This is a genomic window from Algoriphagus sp. SE2 (genome assembly GCF_039563885.1).
GTDB lineage: Bacteria > Bacteroidota > Bacteroidia > Cytophagales > Cyclobacteriaceae > Algoriphagus.
The window spans coordinates 106,792-126,788 of the sequence record NZ_JBCLWJ010000006.1 but is presented as its reverse complement, the minus strand read 5'-3'; the positions used below and the strand labels follow the sequence as shown (position 1 = coordinate 126,788).

Genomic DNA, 19,997 nt, shown 5'->3' with positions numbered 1-19,997 from the left:
ATTGACTATTTTTCAAAGACGTATGGAAGAAAAGTAAATTTATGAATTTAGCATACTTTCGAGAATATTGTTTAGCAAAACCAGGAGTTACAGAAGATACTCCATTTGATGAGGATACCTTGTGTTTTAGGGTTGGGGGAAAAATCTTCTCCATTACTTCTATTAATTTGTTTGAATATATTAATCTTAAATGTGATCCTGAACGAGCGATTTTATTGAGAGAACAATATGAGGGGATCACTCCGGGGTATCACATGAATAAAAAGCAATGGAACTCAGTTAGCACGACTGGAAATGTTCCAGATACCTTAATTTTAGAATTGGCAGATCACTCATACGAACTTATATTTGAGCGCCTACCAAAAAAAATCCAGGCAGAAATACGTCTATGAGTTATTTTTCTTTGCACCAAGTTTCAAAATCATATGGGCAAGTTTCTGCTCTATCAAAATTTTCGTTGAAACTTGAAAAAGGAGATTTCCTTTCGATAGTAGGAGCAAGTGGTTCTGGTAAAAGTACGTTGCTTAAAATCATGGCTGGACTTTTGGTTCAGGACGAAGGAGAAGTGCATTTGGATGGAGAGTTGATTTTAAACCCCAAGCATAAACTAGTTTCTGGATATGATGAAATAAAGCTTATTCATCAAGACTATCATTTATTTCCAAACTCTACTGTTGAGGAAAATATTGCGAGGCCACTTCTACATTTTGAAAAAGAATATGGAAAAGCAAGGGTTGAAACCCTATTGAATCTCCTTGGCTTAAGAGATTTCAGACATCGTTATCCGAGACAGTTGTCAGGAGGCCAGCAACAGAAAGTGGCTATTGCAAAAGCCTTGAGTGTGGAACCGGAACTCTTGCTTTTGGATGAACCTTTCAGTTCCTTGGATACTATTCAGACACACCAACTAATTTCAGAACTTAAAGATCTTTTTTTAGAGTTAGGAACCACCGTCATTTTTGTAACCCATGATTTAGATGATGCTCTGAGGTTAACCGATAATTTACTGATTTTGCAAAATGGCAAAACTATTCAAGCAGGGACCTCTCAAGAGCTTTGCGAAAACCCAAAGTCTAAATATGTTGCCCAGCTATTTAGCCCGATTAATTTGATTCCAGATAGGTTTAACTCTTATATCAGACCTTCAAATGTAAAATTGAGGACCAAAGGTCCACTTCTTGGGCATGTGGTTGATTCGAGGTTTTTGGTTCATTTTAATAGCCTGCAGGTCAAATTAAAAAATGGTGAAGATTTATGGGAAGTAGATGACCCACTTCGCAAATTTAAAATTGGAGATAGAGTTTATCTTCAATTTGATGAGGATAAAGTCATGCTCTTAAAAAAATAAAGGGCTAAACCAGAGATTTCAAATAAACAGCATCTATTTGATCAAAAGATGATTTAGTGAATCCATTTAATCTTCTTGATTTTCTAGAGATAATATATAAGCTGCCATAGCCTTTGAATCCTCCATAAGTACTTTGGGGTGAGCAGACATAACTGGATTACCCCAGGATCCATTTCCTCCTGTTATTATTTTTTGAGATAATAAATCTATATACACCTGTTGATAGGGGTATCTTTTTGCAATATCCAAAAATGCTGGGCCCTTGGCCCGATTTTCAACTTTATGACAGTCTAAACAATCGGAATAAGCAATTAAGACTTCCCCTCTATTAATAAGACTTTGATCAAATTCTTCGTCATCACCTTCTATAACTCGAAAGTAATCATCTGTTTTTGTGCTATTCAATTCACTTTCAATTGTTCCTTTCTTTTCTGAAGAGGTACAAGCAATAAAAATCAAAAAAAGAGGGAATAGTACTTTAGTCATTCACCTAAGATGTTTTTAAAAAAATAAAAAAGAAAGGATATGAATTAAACTTCATATCCCCTCGCTTATTTCTTAAATCATTTTAATTCTAGTGTTGAGTCCCATGCTCACCATGAATATGACCATGCTCAATCTCTTCTTTAGTTGCTTCACGAACTTCTATAATATTTCCATCAAAATGAAGATCAAAACCCACTAAAGGATGGTTGAAATCAAGCAATAATTCATCACCAACTACTTTAAGGATCTTTGCTTGCATAGGATATCCGTTTTCATCCATCAATGGAAGGAAATTTCCTTCTTCCAACATTTCTTTTTTGAAACCTTGTTCCCCAGAAAATTGAGATTTTGGCAAATTAATAATTAGCTCTTCATCTGGCTGCCCATAAGCTTCTGCTACAGTTAGCGTGAAAGAAAAAGGCTCACCTTCACCTTGACCTCCTAATAATTCTTCAAACTTTTCAGGCAATCCACTTTGACCAAATAGAAAGTAAAAGGGGTCGTCCTCATCTCTTACTTCTACGCTAAATGGGGAAGACTCAATTTCGTCTTCCAGTTTACTAACTTTCAACTCATAGGTGAGACCTACTACTGTATTTTTCTGAATTTTCATTTCGCTTTATTTAATTCCGTATCTAAGCCGGATACTTAGTCTTTCTTTAAGGATTTGCCACTTATTTCTTGGAGTGGATTTATCCAAAGGTTTTTGTGATCGGAAAACAAAATATTGATAGTCTTTCTCTTCAAAGAAGACGGGATAGGTTTCCATTTTTTCCAGATAAAACCTACTTGAGGTAATACTTTTTATCAAATCTCCCGAATCAAGGGGCTGATCAATCACCTGAAGTTTTTCGGGTTCGTTTTCAATCATCCACTGTAAATATCTTGGTGCAGGAATATGAATGAATATGACAGAGTCTTGATGAGAGTGCTCTTGAATATTTTGAAATAACCTTTGATGCTGATCCACCGGGATATGTTCCAGCACATCCGGAAAAATAAAAAAATCAAATGTTTGATTTTCTTTATGGAAATCAGACATATCCGAAACTTCAAATTTTAAGTTAGAATATGATTTCCAAATCAGTTTGGCTTTTTCAATACTTTCAGGACTGATATCGACAGCCAAAACTTCTCCATTTTTCACTTGTCCAGCCAATAAACTACTCACTGTACCAATTCCACAGCCTACTTCCAATACTCGATGGTTGGGTTTTAGTCCTGCAGCCATCACCTTATCCAAGATGCTAAGGTGCCTTGAGTTTATCCCGGTTTTTTCCTGCTTTTCAGCAAATTGATCGTAATAGCTTACAATTTTATCTTTAGGCTCTTGCATTACTTTCTTTTACTGTAAAATATACCCCTCCAATTAATCCAAGAATTATTAAATACTGGAAGATGATCATTGGGGTTTTTGTTTTAGTATAACTCGATGGAGCAAAATGAAATTCAATTTCATGTTGACCTGAAGGAAGGTTTAAACCTCTCAAAAGATAATCTACTCTCAAAATTTCTGTTTCCTGACCATCGATTGTTGCAGTCCAACCCTCAGGATAGTAAATCTCAGAAAATACAGCTAATCCTGCCTGGTCCATACTTGCTGAATACTTCAAATGATTTGGAGCATAGGAATTAAGCATTATAGTTCCTGCTCCTGTGGATACCTGACCAAATTCATCCGTGTTCACAGTAGCATCCGATTTTGTATTTATTTCCCCCAAAAGATCAATTTCCTGCTGATTTGAACTTACGCCTCGAATATTTGAAGGAATCCATGCCGCTCCATTTGCTTCCGGATTTTCAAAAACTGCATTTGCAGCATTTCCGGCAATAATATATTTGGTATTCAGCATATTGAAAGATTGTATTCCTTCAAAATCAAAATCGCCTTCCTGAGCTTTTGAAACAAAGTCATTCAGTTCTCTTGATAGCCTAAAATCAATTAAATCATCAAACCTTCGAAGTTTTGCCCCATGGTAACCACCAATGGCATGAAATCTATAACTGGCTTTTCCAGCCGCTTTTAATCCTTCAGTTAAGTCTAAAACTCTATAATAGGATTCATCTTTTAAAATTTCTGATTCTGCAGGAGATTCCGCAAAATAGGTTTTTGAGGGACTGACATCAAAAGAATCTGTATTCAAATAAGGTCTATTGATTGTCCATAGATCAAATAAGACTAATAAAAACAGGCCTGCTCCTAAAACCAGATCAGAGATTTTTCCTTTTAGGGTAAAATATATGAGTGCAAAAGCCGCAGCTAGGAACCCAAGACTTTTAAAAGCACTTGATTGCAACATTGCTTTTCTATCCTCTCTAAGTGCGCCAACCAACCATTCTGGGAGGCCTTGATCTGCAGCTCCTTCAAAACGAAAGATTCCGGCCCCTAATGCAAATAATAAAATGATTCCGCCGGTAATTGCCCCGGACATCAAAAGTGGTTTTAATTTATTTTCCTTAACCAGTTTTTCTAAAGAAATCATCCCTAAGACTGGTATTGCAAAGAGCGTAACTCCCAATGACATGGAAACAGCACGGAATTTATTATATCCGGGTAACACATCAAATAATAAGTAATTAAACCAAGAGAGATTTTTGCCCCAAGAAAGCATTAATGAAAAAACTATAATCACACCAAATGTGATAAGTGATTGTTTTGGTGCTGCCCAAATTCCCAGTATGGCCAAAAATGCTAATATCACTCCTCCATAAATAGGCCCACCGGTAAATGGTTGGTCCCCCCAATAGGTAGGAGCCCCTTGGACAAATCCATTAATTTGAGCAGGATCCAATCCTTGTTGGCGAAGGGCTTTTTCAGATGCAGAGTTTTTTGGAAGAGGTGTGTTAGAGCCACCTCCATAGAAATCAGGTATTAATAAAGTAAAGGTCTCCATGACCCCATTCGACCATCCAAAAGCGTAATCTTTATCAAGACCGGCAGATTTGGATTCGATAGTTACCTCACCTCTCGTTGAATATGTTGAGTACTCTAATGCTGTTGCGAGTCTTCCTATATTTCCTCCAAAAGCCAGCATCGCACCGATAAAAAGGAAACCTATTGTTTTGCCAATATTGGCAATACCTTCTTTTTTCCATTCAAAAATCACTCGAACCAATACATAAATTCCAGCTATAAGAATTGTATAGTAAGTGATTTGAACATGATTGAATTTAAATTGAAGCAATAAACCCAAAGCCAGAATCGCCGCACCAAGTATCCGTTTCTTTTCAAAAGCCAGATGGATTCCGAGGAAAATCACAGGTATAAGGCACTCAGCCCAAATTTTGGCATTATGTCCCGCAGCGAGGCTAAGTAAATTATAAGTGTTGAAAGCAAAAGCAATACTCCCTAAAATTGCAAATACAGGCCTGACTCTAAAACTGAGCAATAGAACATACATTGCCACCATTCCAAAAAATAGGCTATTGATCGGGTGAGGAAGACCCAGTGTTAATACCGAAACAATTGCATTGGTAATGTCACCAGGGAAATCCATGCTAATGAAATAAGCCGGCATACCTCCAAACATGCTATTGGTCCAAAGTGCCTCCTCTCCAGTAGCCTCTCTGAAGTCCATTACCTCTTTCGCAGAGCCCTCCCATTTCAGAATATCACCCTGAAAAATCACTTTATTTTCAAATACGAGTGGGGAGAAGTAAAATGCTACAATCGCATAAAATATGGCGATACCCACTACGTGAGGGAGTAAATCTTTTTTGAAATCGATCGTCATGAAAAAGGAATTTCTAAGATATTTTAATTGCTGCCGCAAATTAGGAATTTAAACCCAAACAGACCTAATCGCAGAATGAACCCTTGAATTAGAATAGATGAAATGATACTTTCTATCCCTAATGAAAATGATTACTTTTGCTGCAAATAGCCGCAAAAGGAATGTTTGATAATTTAAGTTTAAAATTAGACCGGGCTTTCAAAACATTGAAAGGAACCGGGACCATCACGGAAATAAACGTAGCAACAACTGTCAAGGAGATTCGAAGAGCCTTGATTGATGCTGATGTTAACTATAAAGTAGCCAAAGAAGTAACTGATAAAATCAAGCAAGAGGCTTTGGGTAGAGATGTATTAATCTCAGTATCCCCAGGTCAATTGTTGGTTAAAATTACCCAAGAAGAGCTGACCAAATTAATGGGAGGTTCCAAAGTAGAAATCAATTTAACTGGAGATCCTTCTGTCGTGTTGATTTCTGGTTTGCAAGGTTCTGGTAAAACGACTTTTTCGGGAAAACTAGCAAGTCTGTTGAAAAAACAAGGTCGTCAGGTGCTTTTGGTAGCCTGTGATATTTATAGACCTGCAGCGATTGACCAATTGAAAGTACTTGGAGAGCAAGTAGGAGTGGAGGTTTATGCAGAGCCAGAAAATAAAAATGCGCTTGAAATAGCAAACAATGCCATTGCTTATGCAAAGAAAACAGGAAAGAAAACTGTAATCGTCGATACGGCAGGTCGTTTGGCAGTTGATGAGCAAATGATGAAGGAGATTGAAGATTTGAAAAAAGCTTTGAATCCTTCTGAGACATTGTTTGTGGTTGATTCCATGACTGGTCAAGATGCTGTGAACACTGCCAAGACCTTCGATGAGCGATTGGATTTTAATGGAGTTGTTCTGACTAAATTAGATGGTGACACCCGAGGTGGTGCCGCTATTTCTATTCGTCACGTTGTAAATAAGCCGATCAAATTCATCTCCACTGGGGAGAAAATGGAAAACATCGATGTATTCCATCCGGATCGTATGGCCCAGAGAATCTTGGGTATGGGTGATGTTATCTCATTAGTTGAGCGTGCCCAGCAATCTTTTGACGAGGATGAAGCAAAAAGAATTAACTCCAAGATCAGAACAAACAGTTTCAATTTCGATGATTTCCTTTCTCAACTGGAGCAGGTTAAGAAAATGGGTAATATCAAAGATTTGATGGGGATGATCCCTGGTATGGGTAAAGCGATGAAAGGCTTGGATATTGATGATGATTCCTTCAAGCCTATAGAGGCGATTATCAAAAGTATGACCCCTCAAGAACGTCAACAGCCTGATTTGATTGACGGTAGCCGAAGAAAAAGAATTGCAAATGGCTCGGGAAGAACAATCACAGAAGTAAACAATCTGATGAAGCAATTCAGTGATATGCGAAAGATGATGAAGCAGATGAATAAAATGGGAGGAGCCAAAGCGGCCATGAGCCGATTGATGCCTGGAGGAAAGAGATAAAGAAATATAAGATTTGAGATTTCTGATATAAGGTGTAAAAAGGCAGATAGTTAAAGTCAAAAATCTGAAAAAGCTGAGTTAACAAATCATTTGGTTCAAGTCTTCGGGCTTGGACCTTTTTTTTAAAAGTATATCTCTAAAAAAAGAATACTCAAAAACGAAATCATAAAACAAGAGATTATAGTTCAATTGGGGTTTTTGTTTTCGATTTTCTTTTTTTTAACTAAATTTTTCACATAACTCAAAGTGCTAGAATTAAGAAAGTAAAGCTATTCTTATTAATCGCTTTGGATTGTATTGTTTTCAGCTTTCAAACCTTAGATTTAAGATTTCTCAGGTCAATTCATCCACTTGCTTAAAAACTCCAAAAAGGCCTCTTTGTAATTATCACCAACGGTAATATGTTGTTTTCCTATCTGAATTACATTTTTTGAAACAGAGTCAATATGTTCAAGAGATACGATATAAGACCGGTGAACTCTCATGAAGCTTTTCGAAGGGAGGAGTTCTTCCATACTTTTTAAACTGGTAAGAGAGAGTAAAGGGTTTGGTTTAGAGATCAGATGAACTTTAACGTAATCTTTATATGCTTCTACATAGGCAATATCCTTCAACATTACCTTTATCAATTGATATTCTACTTTGAGGAAAATATATTCTGGGGTATTTGACTCCTGATCTTGATTACTTGAATTCTCAGATTGCGAATTAAGCCTCTCAAAATAAGTATAGGCTTTTGTGGAGGCATTTAAGAATTCCTCATAGCTATAGGGTTTTAGTAAATAATCCAATGCTTCCACTTTGTAACCTTCAATAGCAAATTGATGATACGCAGTTGCAAAAATAATTCTGGTTTTATCAGAATTCTTCTTTCCATCCAGAACTCTTGCTAGCTCCATTCCCGAAAGATCCGGCATTTGGATATCCATAAAAATCAACTGAACCTCGTTCTGATTAATGAAACCTAATGCTTCAACACCATTTGAAAATTTACCAATTAGATTTAAAAATGAAGTTTGCTTGATAAACTTACAAATCAAGTCTAAAGCTAATGGTTCATCATCTATGGCTACACAATTGAGTTTCATGCAAGGTTAATGGTAAGATTTACCCAATACTCATTATTGGCTTCGTTTTTACCAAATTTTAATCTATGTTTTTCTGGATAGAGTAGAGAAAGTCTTCGCTGGGTGTTCACCAGTCCAATTCCATTTTCTTTTGCCTCAGGGCTATCAGCATGTACTGGGAAAATTTGGTTTTTTGTCTCGAAAAATAATGTTTCGCCCATTACTTCCAACCTAATAGTAATTTCACATTCTTTTTGACTGCTGATTCCATGCTTAAAGGAATTTTCCAAAAACGGCAATAAAAGCATAGGAGCAATAATGTGGTCCTCCTTGGGCTCTTCAATTTTAAGATTGAGTTTGACATTGCTCGACAACCTCATCTTCATCAGCTCGATGTAATCCTGTATAAAACTTACCTCTTTCTTTAAAAGAGTTTGGTCTTTTTGATTTTCATAAAGCACATATCGCATCATTCTAGAAAGTTTTAAGAGTGCTTCCTGGGCCTTCTTTATATCTAGATTAGTCAAAGAATATATATTATTGAGCGTATTAAAGAAAAAATGAGGGTTGATCTGTGCTTTGAGGTAAGAAAGCTCCGTATTAATTCTTTGCTTCTCCAAATCCTGCCTGTTGACTTCATCTCTTTGCCATTTCTGAACCAATGCCAAAGAAGTGCTTAATCCGATCGAAACCACATAAAGCATAATCTGAATGACATCCCCGGGCAGCCATCTTCTATTTGGAACAAAAGGCCTATTTGGATTGAAAAACTCATGCATCTTTTCTGGATACTTGATGAATTGTTCAAAATAAATTATTGAGAAGTAGAATAGAATAGCTCCGCCTATTACTAAAAGCAAGTATTGATAGTTTTTCCCTTTTAGTAATACTCTTGGTATAAAAACAGAAACATTAGAATAAAAGACAGCTATAAGAAATAGTATTAAAAAGACCTGTTTGTACCAAAAAGCGTCTGGCAGATCATTTTCTCCCATTCTCCAGGAAAGCGGTGATAGAAGTATAAGAACTATACACAGCATTACCCATCCCAAGAGATGTACAATAAATGAAAGATTCTTTTTTGAGCTAAATGGGGGCATTTCTTCGTATTTCAGATTTAAACTAAAGAAAAGAAGCTCAATTGATCAAATTTAATCTACCAACTCATGGATTATACCTTTAGAGAATGATATAGAATCGATAAACCCATTTATCGAGTGGATTAATGGTTTTGTCTAGGCAATCGGCTGTTTTGTCGACAAAACTAGGGTCATGGTCTATTAACCCACTATAGTCTTAAACAAACACTGTTGTTTTGTGGTAATAAGTGATGTAAAGCAACTCAGCAATAACTACCATGAAAAAATTATTCTACTTAATTCTGTTTTTTAGCCTGACGGGTGCAAGCAGTGTTTTGGCCCAAACTAATGAAACTAACAAGAAAACTCCAGCAAGAATTATCGGCGTAGCAAAGGATCAGAATACGGGAGAACCCGTTCCCTATGCCACAGCAGCTCTTTATGTTGCAGGTACTGAAGAAAACATCGCCGGTGGTGTCGCGGACGATGAAGGTAAATTTTTTATTACTGGTATGGAGCCAGGAGAATATACACTTAAAATCAGTTTTTTAGGTTTTGAAACTAAGTCTGTCCAGAATATAAAAGTTACCTCACCAAATGGTGATGTAGTTTTGGGAGATATTCTAATGACGGATGAAGGTCTTGCTCTTGAAGAAGTTACAGTTCAAGGACAACGCGAACTAATCGAAGAGCGTGTTGATCGGACTATTTATAAAGCAGAAAATGATAAGACTACCGCTGGAGGTGATGGAACTGATGTGTTAAGAAGAGTTCCGATGCTTTCTGTAGATTTAGATGGAAATGTATCAATGAGAGGAAGCAGTAATATTACAGTCCTAATTGATAACAGGCCTTCGGCTATAGCTGCAAGTAGTATTTCAGATGCTTTAAGACAAATACCTGCTGAAGAAATAAAAGCTGTAGAAGTAATTACATCTCCTTCTGCCAGATTTGACGCGGAAGGTACTAGTGGTGTTATTAATATTGTCACTAAGAAAAACAACCTTCAAGGAGTAAGTTTAAATGTGAGAAGTGGTGTTGGTTTGAGAGGGTCCAATTTAAGTTTAAATGGTGCCGCTAGAAAAGGAAAATTTGGATTTTCGCTTGGAGGATTTGGTAGATCAGGATATAATATCAAAGGTAGATTCGAAAATGAACAATTGATCACAAACCCAAATAGTTCTATTGCTAGAGTAATTCAATCTGCTGATACCCGACAGAATAATATCTTTGGCCGATATAATTTCGGAGTAGATTATGAGATTGATAAATATAATTTCCTTACAGGTGCCGTAAACTTTGGAATAAGAAACTCTAATAATTATCAAAATAATTTCTTCACTGAGAATTATTTGGAAGATCAATTAATATCAAAAGCATTAAGAGAAACAGATGTTATTAATGAATCTAATTCTGTTGACATCAGTGTGAACTACACCAAGACTTTTGAGAAAAAGGGAAAAGAATTTAGCATTCTTACGCTATACAGTCGTGACAATCGAGAAAATTCTTTTGTAAACAGTCTTTTTGATGATGATCTTGAAACTGTTAATTCAAGATTGAGAAATGACAACCCAAGTAAAAATGAAGAATTTACAATTCAGCTTGATTTCGTCAACCCTCTAGGAAAAGACGGTCAGCAGATTTTAGAGTACGGTGCAAAAAATATCTTGAGAAAAGCGGTTTCCGATTTCGCTTATTTCCAAGCTGATGGTGCCGATGGAGACTTCATTGAAAGTGAAAATCCTTCATTAACTAACGCATTTAATTACGATCAAAATGTAACAGCGGCCTATACCTCTTATACTTTTAATTTCTTGAAGAATTACACTTTAAAAACCGGTTTGAGGTATGAGTATACTATGATAACTGCAGATTTTAAAACGGAAACAACTGCTGAGATCCCCTCTTACGGTACCCTTGTACCAAGCGTAAATGCAAGTAGGAAATTAAAAAATGGGAATTTGATAAAGGCGGCATATAATAGAAGAATAAGTAGACCTTCGCTAAGATTTCTTAATCCTAATATCAACGCTTCTAATCCACTTCAAATATCTCAAGGAAATCCGGTATTGGATCCTGAATTGACTGATAATTATGAAATGGGCTACAGCACCTTCTTTAAAGGTACAGTAATTAATTTCTCAGGTTTTTATAGAAATACTACTGGATCAATTCAGGCTGTGAGAACGATCCAAGACAATGGTATAATATTTACAACCTATGAAAATATCGGTAGAGAACAGGCTGTGGGTACTAATATCTTTGCTAACGTGGCTATAGGAAGTAAGCTTTCATTCAACGGTGGTTTTGATGTTTACTACTCAATGCTAGATAATGGCTTAGAGGATCCATTATTGGCTGCAGAAAACCAAGGTTTTGTAGTAAGTGGAAGATTATTTGGAAATTACTCTCTTCCAAAAGATTGGCAAATTCAAGTGTTCTCTTTTGCAAGAGGTAGAAGAGTACAGTTACAGGGTCTTTCTGGAGGTTTTGCAGTTTACGGGTTGAGTTTTAACAAGCAATTTGATGATAAAAGAGGAAGCATAGGATTTGGAGCAGATAATTTCTTGTCAAAAGAGTTTATAGTAAAAAATGAATTGACAACTCCTACGATTATGCAAAATAGTTCGACAGCTCTAAGAAACATGAACTTTAAAGTCAATTTTAGTTATAGAATCGGGAAGTTGAGCATGGATCAAAGACCAAGAAGAAGAAAGAAATCAATCAATAATGATGATTTGAAAGGTGGTGAAGGAGGAGATATGAATGAAGGAGGGGGTCCTGGAGTAGGAAATAAATAAATTTAAATGGTAGAGCTTGGTTCGCTTAAGCTCTATCACTTTTTTATAAATAGAATCAAAAAATAAGTAGATAAATTGGGTAATAACAAAAAAACCGTCCTTTTTGAGGACGGTTTTTTGTATTGGTTTAATTTCTATTTGTAGCTCACTTTTTTAATAGCATCTATTGTTCTCTTCACATTAGGGATGGTTACATCAATATAGGTTGGAGAGTAGCTCAAAGGAATATCCATAGAATTCACTCGGATCACTGGTGAGTCTAAATAATCAAATGCATATCTCTGAAAGTGATAAGTTAATTCAGATGAAATCGCAGCTAGGGGGTTAGCTTCCTCTACAATTACTACTCTATTTGTTTTTTTAACGGATTCAACACAAGTAGCATAATCGATAGGTCTAACAGTTCTAAGGTCAATCACTTCGCAATCAATCCCTTCTTTTGCCATGTCTTCTGCAGCTTGCAGGGCAACCTTCATCATTTTTCCGAAAGAAATTACAGTTACGTCTTTTCCTTTTCTTTTGATGTCAGCTACTCCGATAGGAAGTAAATACTCTCCATCAGGAACTTCTCCCTTATCACTATACATAACCTCTGATTCCATAAATATTACCGGATCAGGATCTCTGATAGCAGCCTTTAAAAGGCCTTTTGCATCATAAGGGTTAGAAGGTACGATTACTTTAAGGCCAGGTGTATTAGCAAACCAATTTTCAAAATTTGAAGAGTGAGTTGCTCCTAACTGACCAGCATTCCCTGTGGGTCCTCTGAATACGATTGGAACACTGTAAGCTCCACCGGTCATTGCAAGCATTTTGGCAGCAGAGTTGATAATTTGATCAATTGCGACCAATGAAAAATTAAAAGTCATGAATTCGATGACAGGTTTCAGCCCGTTCATCGCTGCTCCCACCCCCAATCCGGCAAAGCCAAGCTCAGCTATTGGGGTGTCATAGACTCTTTCTGGTCCGAACTCATCGAGCATCCCTTGGGATACTTTATAAGCTCCATTATATTCAGCAACTTCTTCGCCCATTAAGAAAACGCTTTTATCACGTCTCATTTCTTCAGACAATGCCTCTCTCAGGGCTTCACGAAACTGTAATTCTCTCATTAGTTTAAGACAAAATTTGGTTCGTAAAAATAGAAAGGAATTGGGCAATTGCAAAAATACCCCGATGGATTAATCCCCATATTTATTCTAAACACATAGTTTTCGTATTATAAAATTCTAAATTGTTCAATCTATCCTTTCTTTCTGATCGTTGGATAAACTGTTTTGCTAACAAAAGCCAGATTTAATTTTCGACAGGTTTGCCATCTTGCTGCCACCTTGTGATTCCACCATCTAGTAAGTGTACGTTTTCAAAACCAAGTTCTTTCATTCTTGTGCTAGCCTTATCTTGTCTTACCCCTGATTTGCAATAAACTAGGTAAGTCATACTTTTATTTAGTTTGGCTATTTCTTGTTCGAAACCTTCGTTCATGTAGTCTATGTTCACAGCACCTGAAATATGTCCTTCTGAATATTCTTCAGGAGTTCTAACATCCAGGATGATTGCATCTTTATTATTTTTGACAATCTCTTCAAATTTCTGAACTGTCAGAGAATCAATAGAAGTAGAAGTTTGGCTTTTAGAACAAGAGAATATTGTAAGCAGTGCAACAATAAAAAAGAAAGAATTTGTTAGTGATTTCATAACGGATCGGGTTGTAGTGATAAATTTGGGTCTAAATTATCTGAAATTTAAACCGATTATTTTCAAATGTCCACTAAGGTCGCTCTCATTTCTGATTCTCATAGCTATATTGATGAAAAAACCATTTCTTTTTTAAATGAGGTGGATGAAATATGGCATGCAGGCGATATTGGGAATAAATCTGTGATGGATTCTTTGCCTAAAGGGAAAAAGGTAAGAGCGGTTTTTGGAAATATTGATGATCAGGAAATACAAAATAGTTATCCTGAGTGGACTTTATGGGAAACTGATGGTGTGAAAATTTTAATGACACATATCGGCGGTAAGCCTCCAAGGTATGCTAAGGGTGTAAAATTGAAAATTAAAGAGTCAAAACCGGATCTTTTCATTTGTGGGCATTCCCATATTTGTAAAGTTGAATATGATAGCGAATTAAATTGCCTTTATATGAATCCTGGAGCTATTGGCCAACAAGGATTTCACCAGATGAGAACCTTATTATTATTTGATTTAGATTCCGGTGAAATAAAAAATTTAAGGGTCGTTGAATTAGGAAAAAGAGGAAAATAAAAAAGGCGGTCCTTCGACCGCCTTTTCTGCCTGAAAAACAGGAACATTATTTTTTAAAAGATTTTTTCAATTCTTCAACGTCCACGTTTTTAATTACTGGCTTAGCGCTCAGTTGCTTGATTTTGATTACTCGAGTTGTCTGAGTTAATCTTTTTCTTTTCAGCTTTCTCTTTAAAGTTGTAACTGCCATGGTCGTATATGTTTAATGTTATTGTTTCGAAACGAAGCGCAAAATTAAGAAAACAAATCTTTTTAGCCTAGAAGAATCTCGAAATTAATTCCAATAGATTTTGATAAAGGGGGCTGTTTCCCATTTTTTGAATAAATTTGAAGTCTAAATCACCTGATTAAGCATGCAAAAACCTGGACTTCCTAAAGGAACAAGAGATTTTGGGCCAATTCAAATGGCTCGTAGGAATTTTATTCTGAATTCAATCAAAGATACTTTCCAGTTATTTGGCTATCAACAGATTGAAACTCCGGCGATGGAGAATCTTACTACATTAACTGGTAAATATGGAGATGAAGGGGATCAGTTGCTTTTTAAAATTCTAAATAGTGGGGATTTCTTAAAAAATGTAACTCAGGTTGATTTATCCGCAGGGGCTAAAATCATGCTTCCGAAAGTTTCGGAGAAAGGTTTACGATACGACTTAACGGTGCCATTTGCCAGGTTCGTGGTGATGAATAGAAATGAGCTTACTTTCCCTTTTAAGAGATTTCAGATTCAACCAGTATGGCGTGCTGACAGACCTCAAAAGGGAAGATATAGAGAGTTTTATCAATGCGATGCGGATGTGGTTGGAACGGATAGTATGGTTTGTGAAGCAGAAATTATTTTAATGATTCGTGATGTTTTTGAGAAGCTTGGGATCATTGATTACGACATTAAAGTTAATAACAGGAAAATTCTAACTGGTATTTCTGAGGCTATTGGCGAGTCTGGCAAAGAAGGTCCGCTTTGTGTATCTATTGACAAATTGGATAAAATTGGCTGGATTAAGGTACGTGAAGAATTAACCGAACGCGGATTTGGGGAAGAGTCGTTAAGTAAATTAGAGCCTTTGGTTCAATTAGAAGCAAATCTTAAAGGTAAAATAGAGTTTTTAAAGGAATTCTTGGCTAGTAGTGATATTGGCTTGAAAGGGCTATCAGAATTTGAGGAAATGCTTGAAATATTGGGGCAAATGGGGGAAAACCTCGATCACCTTGATTTTGATATCATGCTAGCCAGAGGTTTAACGTACTATACCGGAGCTATAGTTGAGGTAAAAGTAAATGGAGTTTCTATCGGGTCTGTCAGTGGTGGAGGAAGGTATGATAACTTAACCGGTGTATTCGGTTTAGCTGGAGTTTCAGGAGTTGGTTTTTCATTTGGTGTGGATCGATTGTATGACGTGATGGAAGAGCTGAATATATTTCCTGAAGAAAGTTTGAAAGGAACACAAATCTTATTGGCTCATTTTGATGAAAAAGGATTCCATTATGCATTAAGTGTTTTACCTCAACTAAGAAAATCTGGCATAAAAGCAGAGATTTTCCCCGATTTGACAAAAATGAAAAAGCAACTGGATTTCGCTACTAAAAAGGGAATTCCATTTGTAGGTATCTGTGGTGATAATGAAATTGAAACGAAGAGCTTGGCCCTAAAAAATTTAGATTCAGGGGATCAGGAAAACTTGAAAGTGGAAGATGTGATTTCAGTATTAATTGAGAATTAATCTATTTCTATAATCGATGAAATTGGTATTGTCATTCCTCCTTTCAGGGATATATAATCATTTCCAACAGCCCAGACAGTTGTGTAGACCTGATATATTTGTTCATCAGCAGCTTTAAATGTCAAAAGAACCTTAGTTTGTAAAAGATTGCCCAATGTTTGAGACCTGAATAACTTAGCCAAGCGGGCCTTTTGTAACTCTGGTTCGGGAATTACCTCATTTTTACTAAAATAGAGGTTTGCAAGATGCTCTTTTTCAATAGGTTCGATTGATTTCATAGGAGTTTGATTTGGATAGTTTTTATACTTAAAGTTCTTTAAAAAAGTTACAAGAAATTTGAATTTGAAGAAACTTTACCTTTCACAGGAGGATTATCTTCTGAAAGGAAAATATGAAATGAACCGATTATCTATTTTAAAATAATAAAACGTTATATATAGATAAGTTAAGATAGAATTAAAGGATAAAATATGTTTGATATCATGGGAATGATGGGTAAAATAAAAGAGGCCCAAGCTAAAATTAAAGAAGCTCAGTCTAAGTTAGTACATCTTACTGCTGAGGGTGAGTCAGGAGCAGGTCTAGTAAAAGTTATTGTAAATGGTGATCGGAAAGTACTCAAAATTGAATTAGACGAGTCATTATTAACACCTGCTGATAAGGAAATGCTTAGTGACCTTGTAGTGGCTGCTACGAATATTGCTATGGAGGAAATCGAAGTGAAAATAAAGGCTGCGATGAGAAATGCAACAGAAGGTGTTATTCCAAATATACCAGGGATGGACCTAGGAGGAATGTTTGGATGAATTTGAGCTTAGTAGATTTTTCAATCAATTGTTTGAAAATCAACTTTGCAAGATTCTGTTCGACCTTTGATTTTTAAATCACCGTCCCATGAAATCCTGTGCTATAGTCATACTCAATTTTAATGGGGAAGAAATCCTTAAGAAATTTCTTCCTTCGGTTGTGGCTAATAGTCAATCTGATATTTGGTTAATTGATAATGCAAGCACTGATCAGTCTATCTCAATTTTAGAAAAAGAGTTTCCCTCAATAAATCGTATTGCTTTAAAAGAAAATTTTGGCTTTGCTGGAGGGTATAACTGGGGTCTTTCAGAATTAGAAGGGAAGTATCATTATTATATTCTTCTGAATTCAGATGTAGAAGTTACTTCTGGGTGGGACCTTAAACTAGTCGCACACGCAAGCTCACTTCCAGAATACGCTGCTTTTCAACCTAAAATACTTTCGTTCCAAGACCAGGGTAAATTTGATTACGCTGGAGCTGGCGGAGGATTTATAGATGTACTTGGATATCCTTATTGTCGTGGTAGAATTTGGGAACATATAGAAAAAGATATGGGACAGTATGACGATTCCATTGATGTTGATTGGGCTTCTGGGGCTTGCATGTTGATAAATGCGGATTTATTCCACAAGTTATCCGGTTTTGATGCTCATTTTTTTGCGCATATGGAAGAAATTGATCTTTGCTGGAGAATGAGAAACCAGGGCTGGAAAATAGGGTACTTCGGAGAGGTAAAGGTATATCATTTAGGAGGTGCAACATTGAATAGAAGTAGTCCAAAAAAATTGTTCCTTAACATTCGAAATAATTTAACGATGGTCTATAAAAATGAAAAAAAGGCAGTTTTTATCGTTATTTTCTTTGCAAAGCTATGTCTGGAAATGATGGCTGCTATTTCATTTTTATTAAAAGGTGAAAAAGAATTTGCAAAATCAATTGTGAAGGGATATCGCGAATTTATTAATAACAGAAATCTGTCCTTTGATCAAAAAATAAAACCAAATCATGAAATTAGGATCCCCTCAAGCGGTCCTATACGTTACCTTATTTGGAATACCGGAATCCTAAGAAAAAAAACGTTTAATTCCTTTTAATCAAATAAAACTGGATTATTACTTTTTCTAAAGTATTTTCTAATCTTCATCATCATTGCCATGCTGACATAAATAATGACCGGAGATCCCATCGTGATAAATGAAGTATAAATGAAAAACAACCGAATGCTATCGATAGGGAAGTTTAATTTCTCTCCTAATCTGGAACAAACTCCAAAAGCCCTTTCTTCAAAGAATAATTTTATCTTTTCCATGGTCTAATTAGTGGTTTAGTAACTTAAATTTAGAAAAAATGTTGATCCAAACTATAAAGCCAAATGTTTAATCGATTGTTTTTCAAAACAATTCTATTTTTTATCACTGCCTTATTGCTCAATTCTTGTGGGTCAAGAATAGTGCCTGAAAGTAATTTTCTTGAGAGTTCTTCAGTTTCTCCATCCAAATTAGCTTTTCAAAGAGATTCAATTTCTTTTGAGATTTCAGGGGAGATTCCAATTGTTTCAGCACTTAGTCCGAAAAATCCAAAAATTGAAATTAGTCTGAGAGGGTCAGAAAGAATTCTGGACTTAGGAGAATTAAATTTACAAAAGCAAGTAGGCAAGTACATATATAAGGGCGATTATAAAATCAAATATGAGCCTTGGATGGAAAGCTCAGTTTTAGAAGCTTTGTTTTTTCAGGGGAAGAATATGGAGAACCCAACTGAAAAAAAGATTTTAGCAAAAGGAGTAATTACTACTCCCTTATTGGCAAAAGTGGGGAAAGTAAGTCCTGATGAGCCTATTCCTCAAGTAGGATTGTTTATACCAACAGGGAGTATGGATAAAGACCTTTCCCGATACGCTGAGTTTTCAATTTTATTTCTTGAAGGCTCTTCGAAGGTAGAGAATCTCAAACAAAATGAAACGGCACTAGATAGTCTTAAAAAATTCATTTTGCTTTTCCCATCTATTTCATCTATAAAAATCACTGGTACCCAATCTCCTGAATTGGCTGAAGGAAGGAATAGTAAACTGGGAATGGACAGAGCAAATGCTGCTTTGAATTATTTAAAGAGCTCGAACCTTATTTTTGAAGATAGTTTGATAGAAGTTTCATCCCGTTGGAATGACTGGTTTGATTTTAGATTATTATTAAGGGATTATGATAAATTATCCACTCAAAAAAAGGATCAATTTTATTCCATTCTATTAAATGGGAAAGATTATCAAGCCCAATCTAGAGAGTTGAGAGGAATAAGTGGGTTTGACCAAGTTTCCACGGATTTGTTTCCTAAGCTAAGGTCTGCAAAAATCGAAATTCTCTCTAAACCCTTGCCTGGGTTGAATCAAGAACAAGCAGCTAAACTTAAGGAAGCTTTGGCAGGAACTGGACTGAATTCTGGGCTAAGTCAGATTGAGTGGGCAATTGCGGGTGAATCCTCCCCAAGACTTGAGGACAAGGAAGAAATTTATAGTAAGATGACTGAGTTATATAGATCAGTCATACCATATAATAATTTGGCTGTGGTAAAAATGAGACAAGCTCAGAGGACTTTGCATCCAAATAGAAAAGCCATACTTTGGGAAGAAGCAAATAGACTTTTAGAACAAGCGGCAAGAATTGAGAACAATCCATATGTTCTTCACAATCAAGGACAGATCCTTGTTTTACAAGGCCATGCTTGGGAAGCTTACAAAAAGTTATCGGATGCATCTGTATTAACAAAAAATGAGGACTTTATTAAATCAAATGAAAGCCTGCGTGGAGCTCTTGATATTTTAAGAGGTGATTATAAATTAGCAACGTTACGCTTTCAATATCAATATGCAGATCCTAAGGATTTTTTTAATAAAGGCTTAGCATATTTCATGAGTGGAGACTATGCTAATGCAAGTCTTTCATTTGAGGAGTCGGTCACAGCAGGACGGTCATATGGATATGGTTATTATGGGCTTGCATTGATTGCGGCCGAAAGTGGGCAGAAAGAGGTGGTAATGATACATTTAAAGGCCGCTATCGATGCTAGTGAGGTTCTTTATCAAAAAGCATTAATTGATCCAGAGTTTGAAGAAGTTCGAGAAACTCAAGAATTCTTTGAGATTTTTAGGCCAGAAATTGAAAATTAGCCAAATTTTATTTTTCTAATAAA

Annotated in this window: 19 protein-coding genes; 9 read left to right on the top strand and 10 right to left on the bottom strand. The window is 36.0% G+C overall.

Annotation, left to right across the window (positions count from 1 at the left end):
• The first annotated feature begins 41 nt into the window (after positions 1 to 41).
• Both AAGF08_RS09425 and AAGF08_RS09420 read left to right on the top strand, forming a co-directional pair.
• Positions 42 to 392, top strand: a complete 351-nt coding sequence (locus AAGF08_RS09425) for an MmcQ/YjbR family DNA-binding protein (protein WP_343510904.1) — start codon at positions 42 to 44, stop codon at positions 390 to 392.
• Positions 389 to 1,348 (top strand): ABC transporter ATP-binding protein, encoded by a 960-nt coding sequence (locus tag AAGF08_RS09420; RefSeq protein ID WP_343510903.1) that lies wholly within the window; start codon positions 389 to 391, stop codon positions 1,346 to 1,348. Before AAGF08_RS09425 ends, AAGF08_RS09420 begins: the two co-directional genes overlap by 4 nt.
• A gap of 66 nt (positions 1,349 to 1,414) precedes the next feature.
• Here the strand turns inward: AAGF08_RS09420 and AAGF08_RS09415 are convergent, their stop codons facing one another.
• The 4 genes from AAGF08_RS09415 to AAGF08_RS09400 all read right to left on the bottom strand — a co-directional run bounded on the left by AAGF08_RS09415 (position 1,415) and on the right by AAGF08_RS09400 (position 5,568).
• Entirely contained in the window at positions 1,415 to 1,834 is a 420-nt protein-coding gene (locus AAGF08_RS09415; RefSeq protein WP_343510902.1) for a c-type cytochrome, read from the bottom strand.
• 88 nt (positions 1,835 to 1,922) lie between these two features.
• Entirely contained in the window at positions 1,923 to 2,447 is a 525-nt protein-coding gene (locus AAGF08_RS09410; RefSeq protein ID WP_343510901.1) for a peptidylprolyl isomerase, read from the bottom strand.
• Positions 2,448 to 2,453: 6 nt separating this feature from the next.
• A complete protein-coding gene (locus AAGF08_RS09405; RefSeq protein WP_343510900.1) occupies positions 2,454 to 3,170 on the bottom strand; it encodes a class I SAM-dependent methyltransferase in 717 nt (238 codons plus the stop codon).
• Positions 3,157 to 5,568 carry a YfhO family protein gene (locus AAGF08_RS09400; protein ID WP_343510899.1) on the bottom strand — a complete coding sequence of 804 codons (2,412 nt, stop codon included), beginning with the start codon at positions 5,566 to 5,568 and terminating at the stop codon, positions 3,157 to 3,159. The genes AAGF08_RS09405 and AAGF08_RS09400 overlap by 14 nt, the downstream gene beginning before the upstream one ends.
• A 161-nt stretch (positions 5,569 to 5,729) precedes the next feature.
• On the opposite strand from AAGF08_RS09400, the gene ffh reads away from it, so the two are divergent.
• Positions 5,730 to 7,064: a signal recognition particle protein gene (gene ffh / locus AAGF08_RS09395; RefSeq protein ID WP_343511031.1), complete on the top strand. Its 1,335-nt coding sequence runs from the start codon at positions 5,730 to 5,732 to the stop codon at positions 7,062 to 7,064.
• Positions 7,065 to 7,402: 338 nt separating this feature from the next.
• Here the strand turns inward: ffh and AAGF08_RS09390 are convergent, their stop codons facing one another.
• Together AAGF08_RS09390 and AAGF08_RS09385 are read right to left on the bottom strand one after the other, a co-directional pair.
• Positions 7,403 to 8,152, bottom strand: a complete 750-nt coding sequence (locus tag AAGF08_RS09390) for a LytTR family DNA-binding domain-containing protein (protein ID WP_343510898.1) — start codon at positions 8,150 to 8,152, stop codon at positions 7,403 to 7,405.
• Positions 8,149 to 9,231 carry a histidine kinase gene (locus tag AAGF08_RS09385; RefSeq protein WP_343510897.1) on the bottom strand — a complete coding sequence of 361 codons (1,083 nt, stop codon included), beginning with the start codon at positions 9,229 to 9,231 and terminating at the stop codon, positions 8,149 to 8,151. Before AAGF08_RS09385 ends, AAGF08_RS09390 begins: the two co-directional genes overlap by 4 nt.
• 257 nt (positions 9,232 to 9,488) lie before the next feature.
• Between AAGF08_RS09385 and AAGF08_RS09380 the strand changes: the two genes are divergently transcribed.
• Positions 9,489 to 12,014, top strand: a complete 2,526-nt coding sequence (locus AAGF08_RS09380; protein ID WP_343510896.1) for an outer membrane beta-barrel family protein — start codon at positions 9,489 to 9,491, stop codon at positions 12,012 to 12,014.
• A 134-nt stretch (positions 12,015 to 12,148) separates the two neighbouring features.
• On the opposite strand, the gene AAGF08_RS09375 is transcribed toward AAGF08_RS09380, so the two are convergent.
• The gene (locus AAGF08_RS09375; protein ID WP_343510895.1) at positions 12,149 to 13,126 is read right to left on the bottom strand and encodes a pyruvate dehydrogenase complex E1 component subunit beta; all 978 of its coding nucleotides are present in this window, start codon (positions 13,124 to 13,126) and stop codon (positions 12,149 to 12,151) included.
• Positions 13,127 to 13,310: 184 nt separating this feature from the next.
• The gene (locus tag AAGF08_RS09370) at positions 13,311 to 13,712 is read right to left on the bottom strand and encodes a rhodanese-like domain-containing protein (protein ID WP_343510894.1); all 402 of its coding nucleotides are present in this window, start codon (positions 13,710 to 13,712) and stop codon (positions 13,311 to 13,313) included.
• Between the two features lie 66 nt (positions 13,713 to 13,778).
• Here AAGF08_RS09370 and AAGF08_RS09365 point away from each other — a divergent pair, with 66 nt between their 5' ends.
• On the top strand, positions 13,779 to 14,282 hold the full coding sequence (locus AAGF08_RS09365) for a metallophosphoesterase family protein (RefSeq protein WP_343510893.1): 504 nt from the start codon (positions 13,779 to 13,781) through the stop codon (positions 14,280 to 14,282).
• 353 nt (positions 14,283 to 14,635) lie between these two features.
• A complete protein-coding gene (gene hisS, locus AAGF08_RS09360) occupies positions 14,636 to 16,003 on the top strand; it encodes a histidine--tRNA ligase (RefSeq protein ID WP_343510892.1) in 1,368 nt (455 codons plus the stop codon).
• On the opposite strand, the gene AAGF08_RS09355 is transcribed toward hisS, so the two are convergent.
• Positions 16,000 to 16,281 (bottom strand): hypothetical protein, encoded by a 282-nt coding sequence (locus tag AAGF08_RS09355; protein WP_343510891.1) that lies wholly within the window; start codon positions 16,279 to 16,281, stop codon positions 16,000 to 16,002. The two genes, hisS and AAGF08_RS09355, sit on opposite strands and share 4 nt — an antisense overlap.
• A 192-nt stretch (positions 16,282 to 16,473) precedes the next feature.
• Here AAGF08_RS09355 and AAGF08_RS09350 point away from each other — a divergent pair, with 192 nt between their 5' ends.
• Together AAGF08_RS09350 and AAGF08_RS09345 are read left to right on the top strand one after the other, a co-directional pair.
• Positions 16,474 to 16,809 carry a YbaB/EbfC family nucleoid-associated protein gene (locus AAGF08_RS09350; RefSeq protein ID WP_343510890.1) on the top strand — a complete coding sequence of 112 codons (336 nt, stop codon included), beginning with the start codon at positions 16,474 to 16,476 and terminating at the stop codon, positions 16,807 to 16,809.
• Positions 16,810 to 16,897: 88 nt separating this feature from the next.
• A complete protein-coding gene (locus tag AAGF08_RS09345; RefSeq protein WP_343510889.1) occupies positions 16,898 to 17,905 on the top strand; it encodes a glycosyltransferase family 2 protein in 1,008 nt (335 codons plus the stop codon).
• On the opposite strand, the gene AAGF08_RS09340 is transcribed toward AAGF08_RS09345, so the two are convergent.
• The gene (locus tag AAGF08_RS09340) at positions 17,902 to 18,120 is read right to left on the bottom strand and encodes a PspC domain-containing protein (RefSeq protein ID WP_296697649.1); all 219 of its coding nucleotides are present in this window, start codon (positions 18,118 to 18,120) and stop codon (positions 17,902 to 17,904) included. The genes AAGF08_RS09345 and AAGF08_RS09340 overlap by 4 nt on opposite strands.
• 63 nt (positions 18,121 to 18,183) lie before the next feature.
• Between AAGF08_RS09340 and AAGF08_RS09335 the strand changes: the two genes are divergently transcribed.
• Positions 18,184 to 19,974, top strand: a complete 1,791-nt coding sequence (locus AAGF08_RS09335) for a hypothetical protein (protein WP_343510888.1) — start codon at positions 18,184 to 18,186, stop codon at positions 19,972 to 19,974.
• Positions 19,975 to 19,997: the final 23 nt, after the last annotated feature.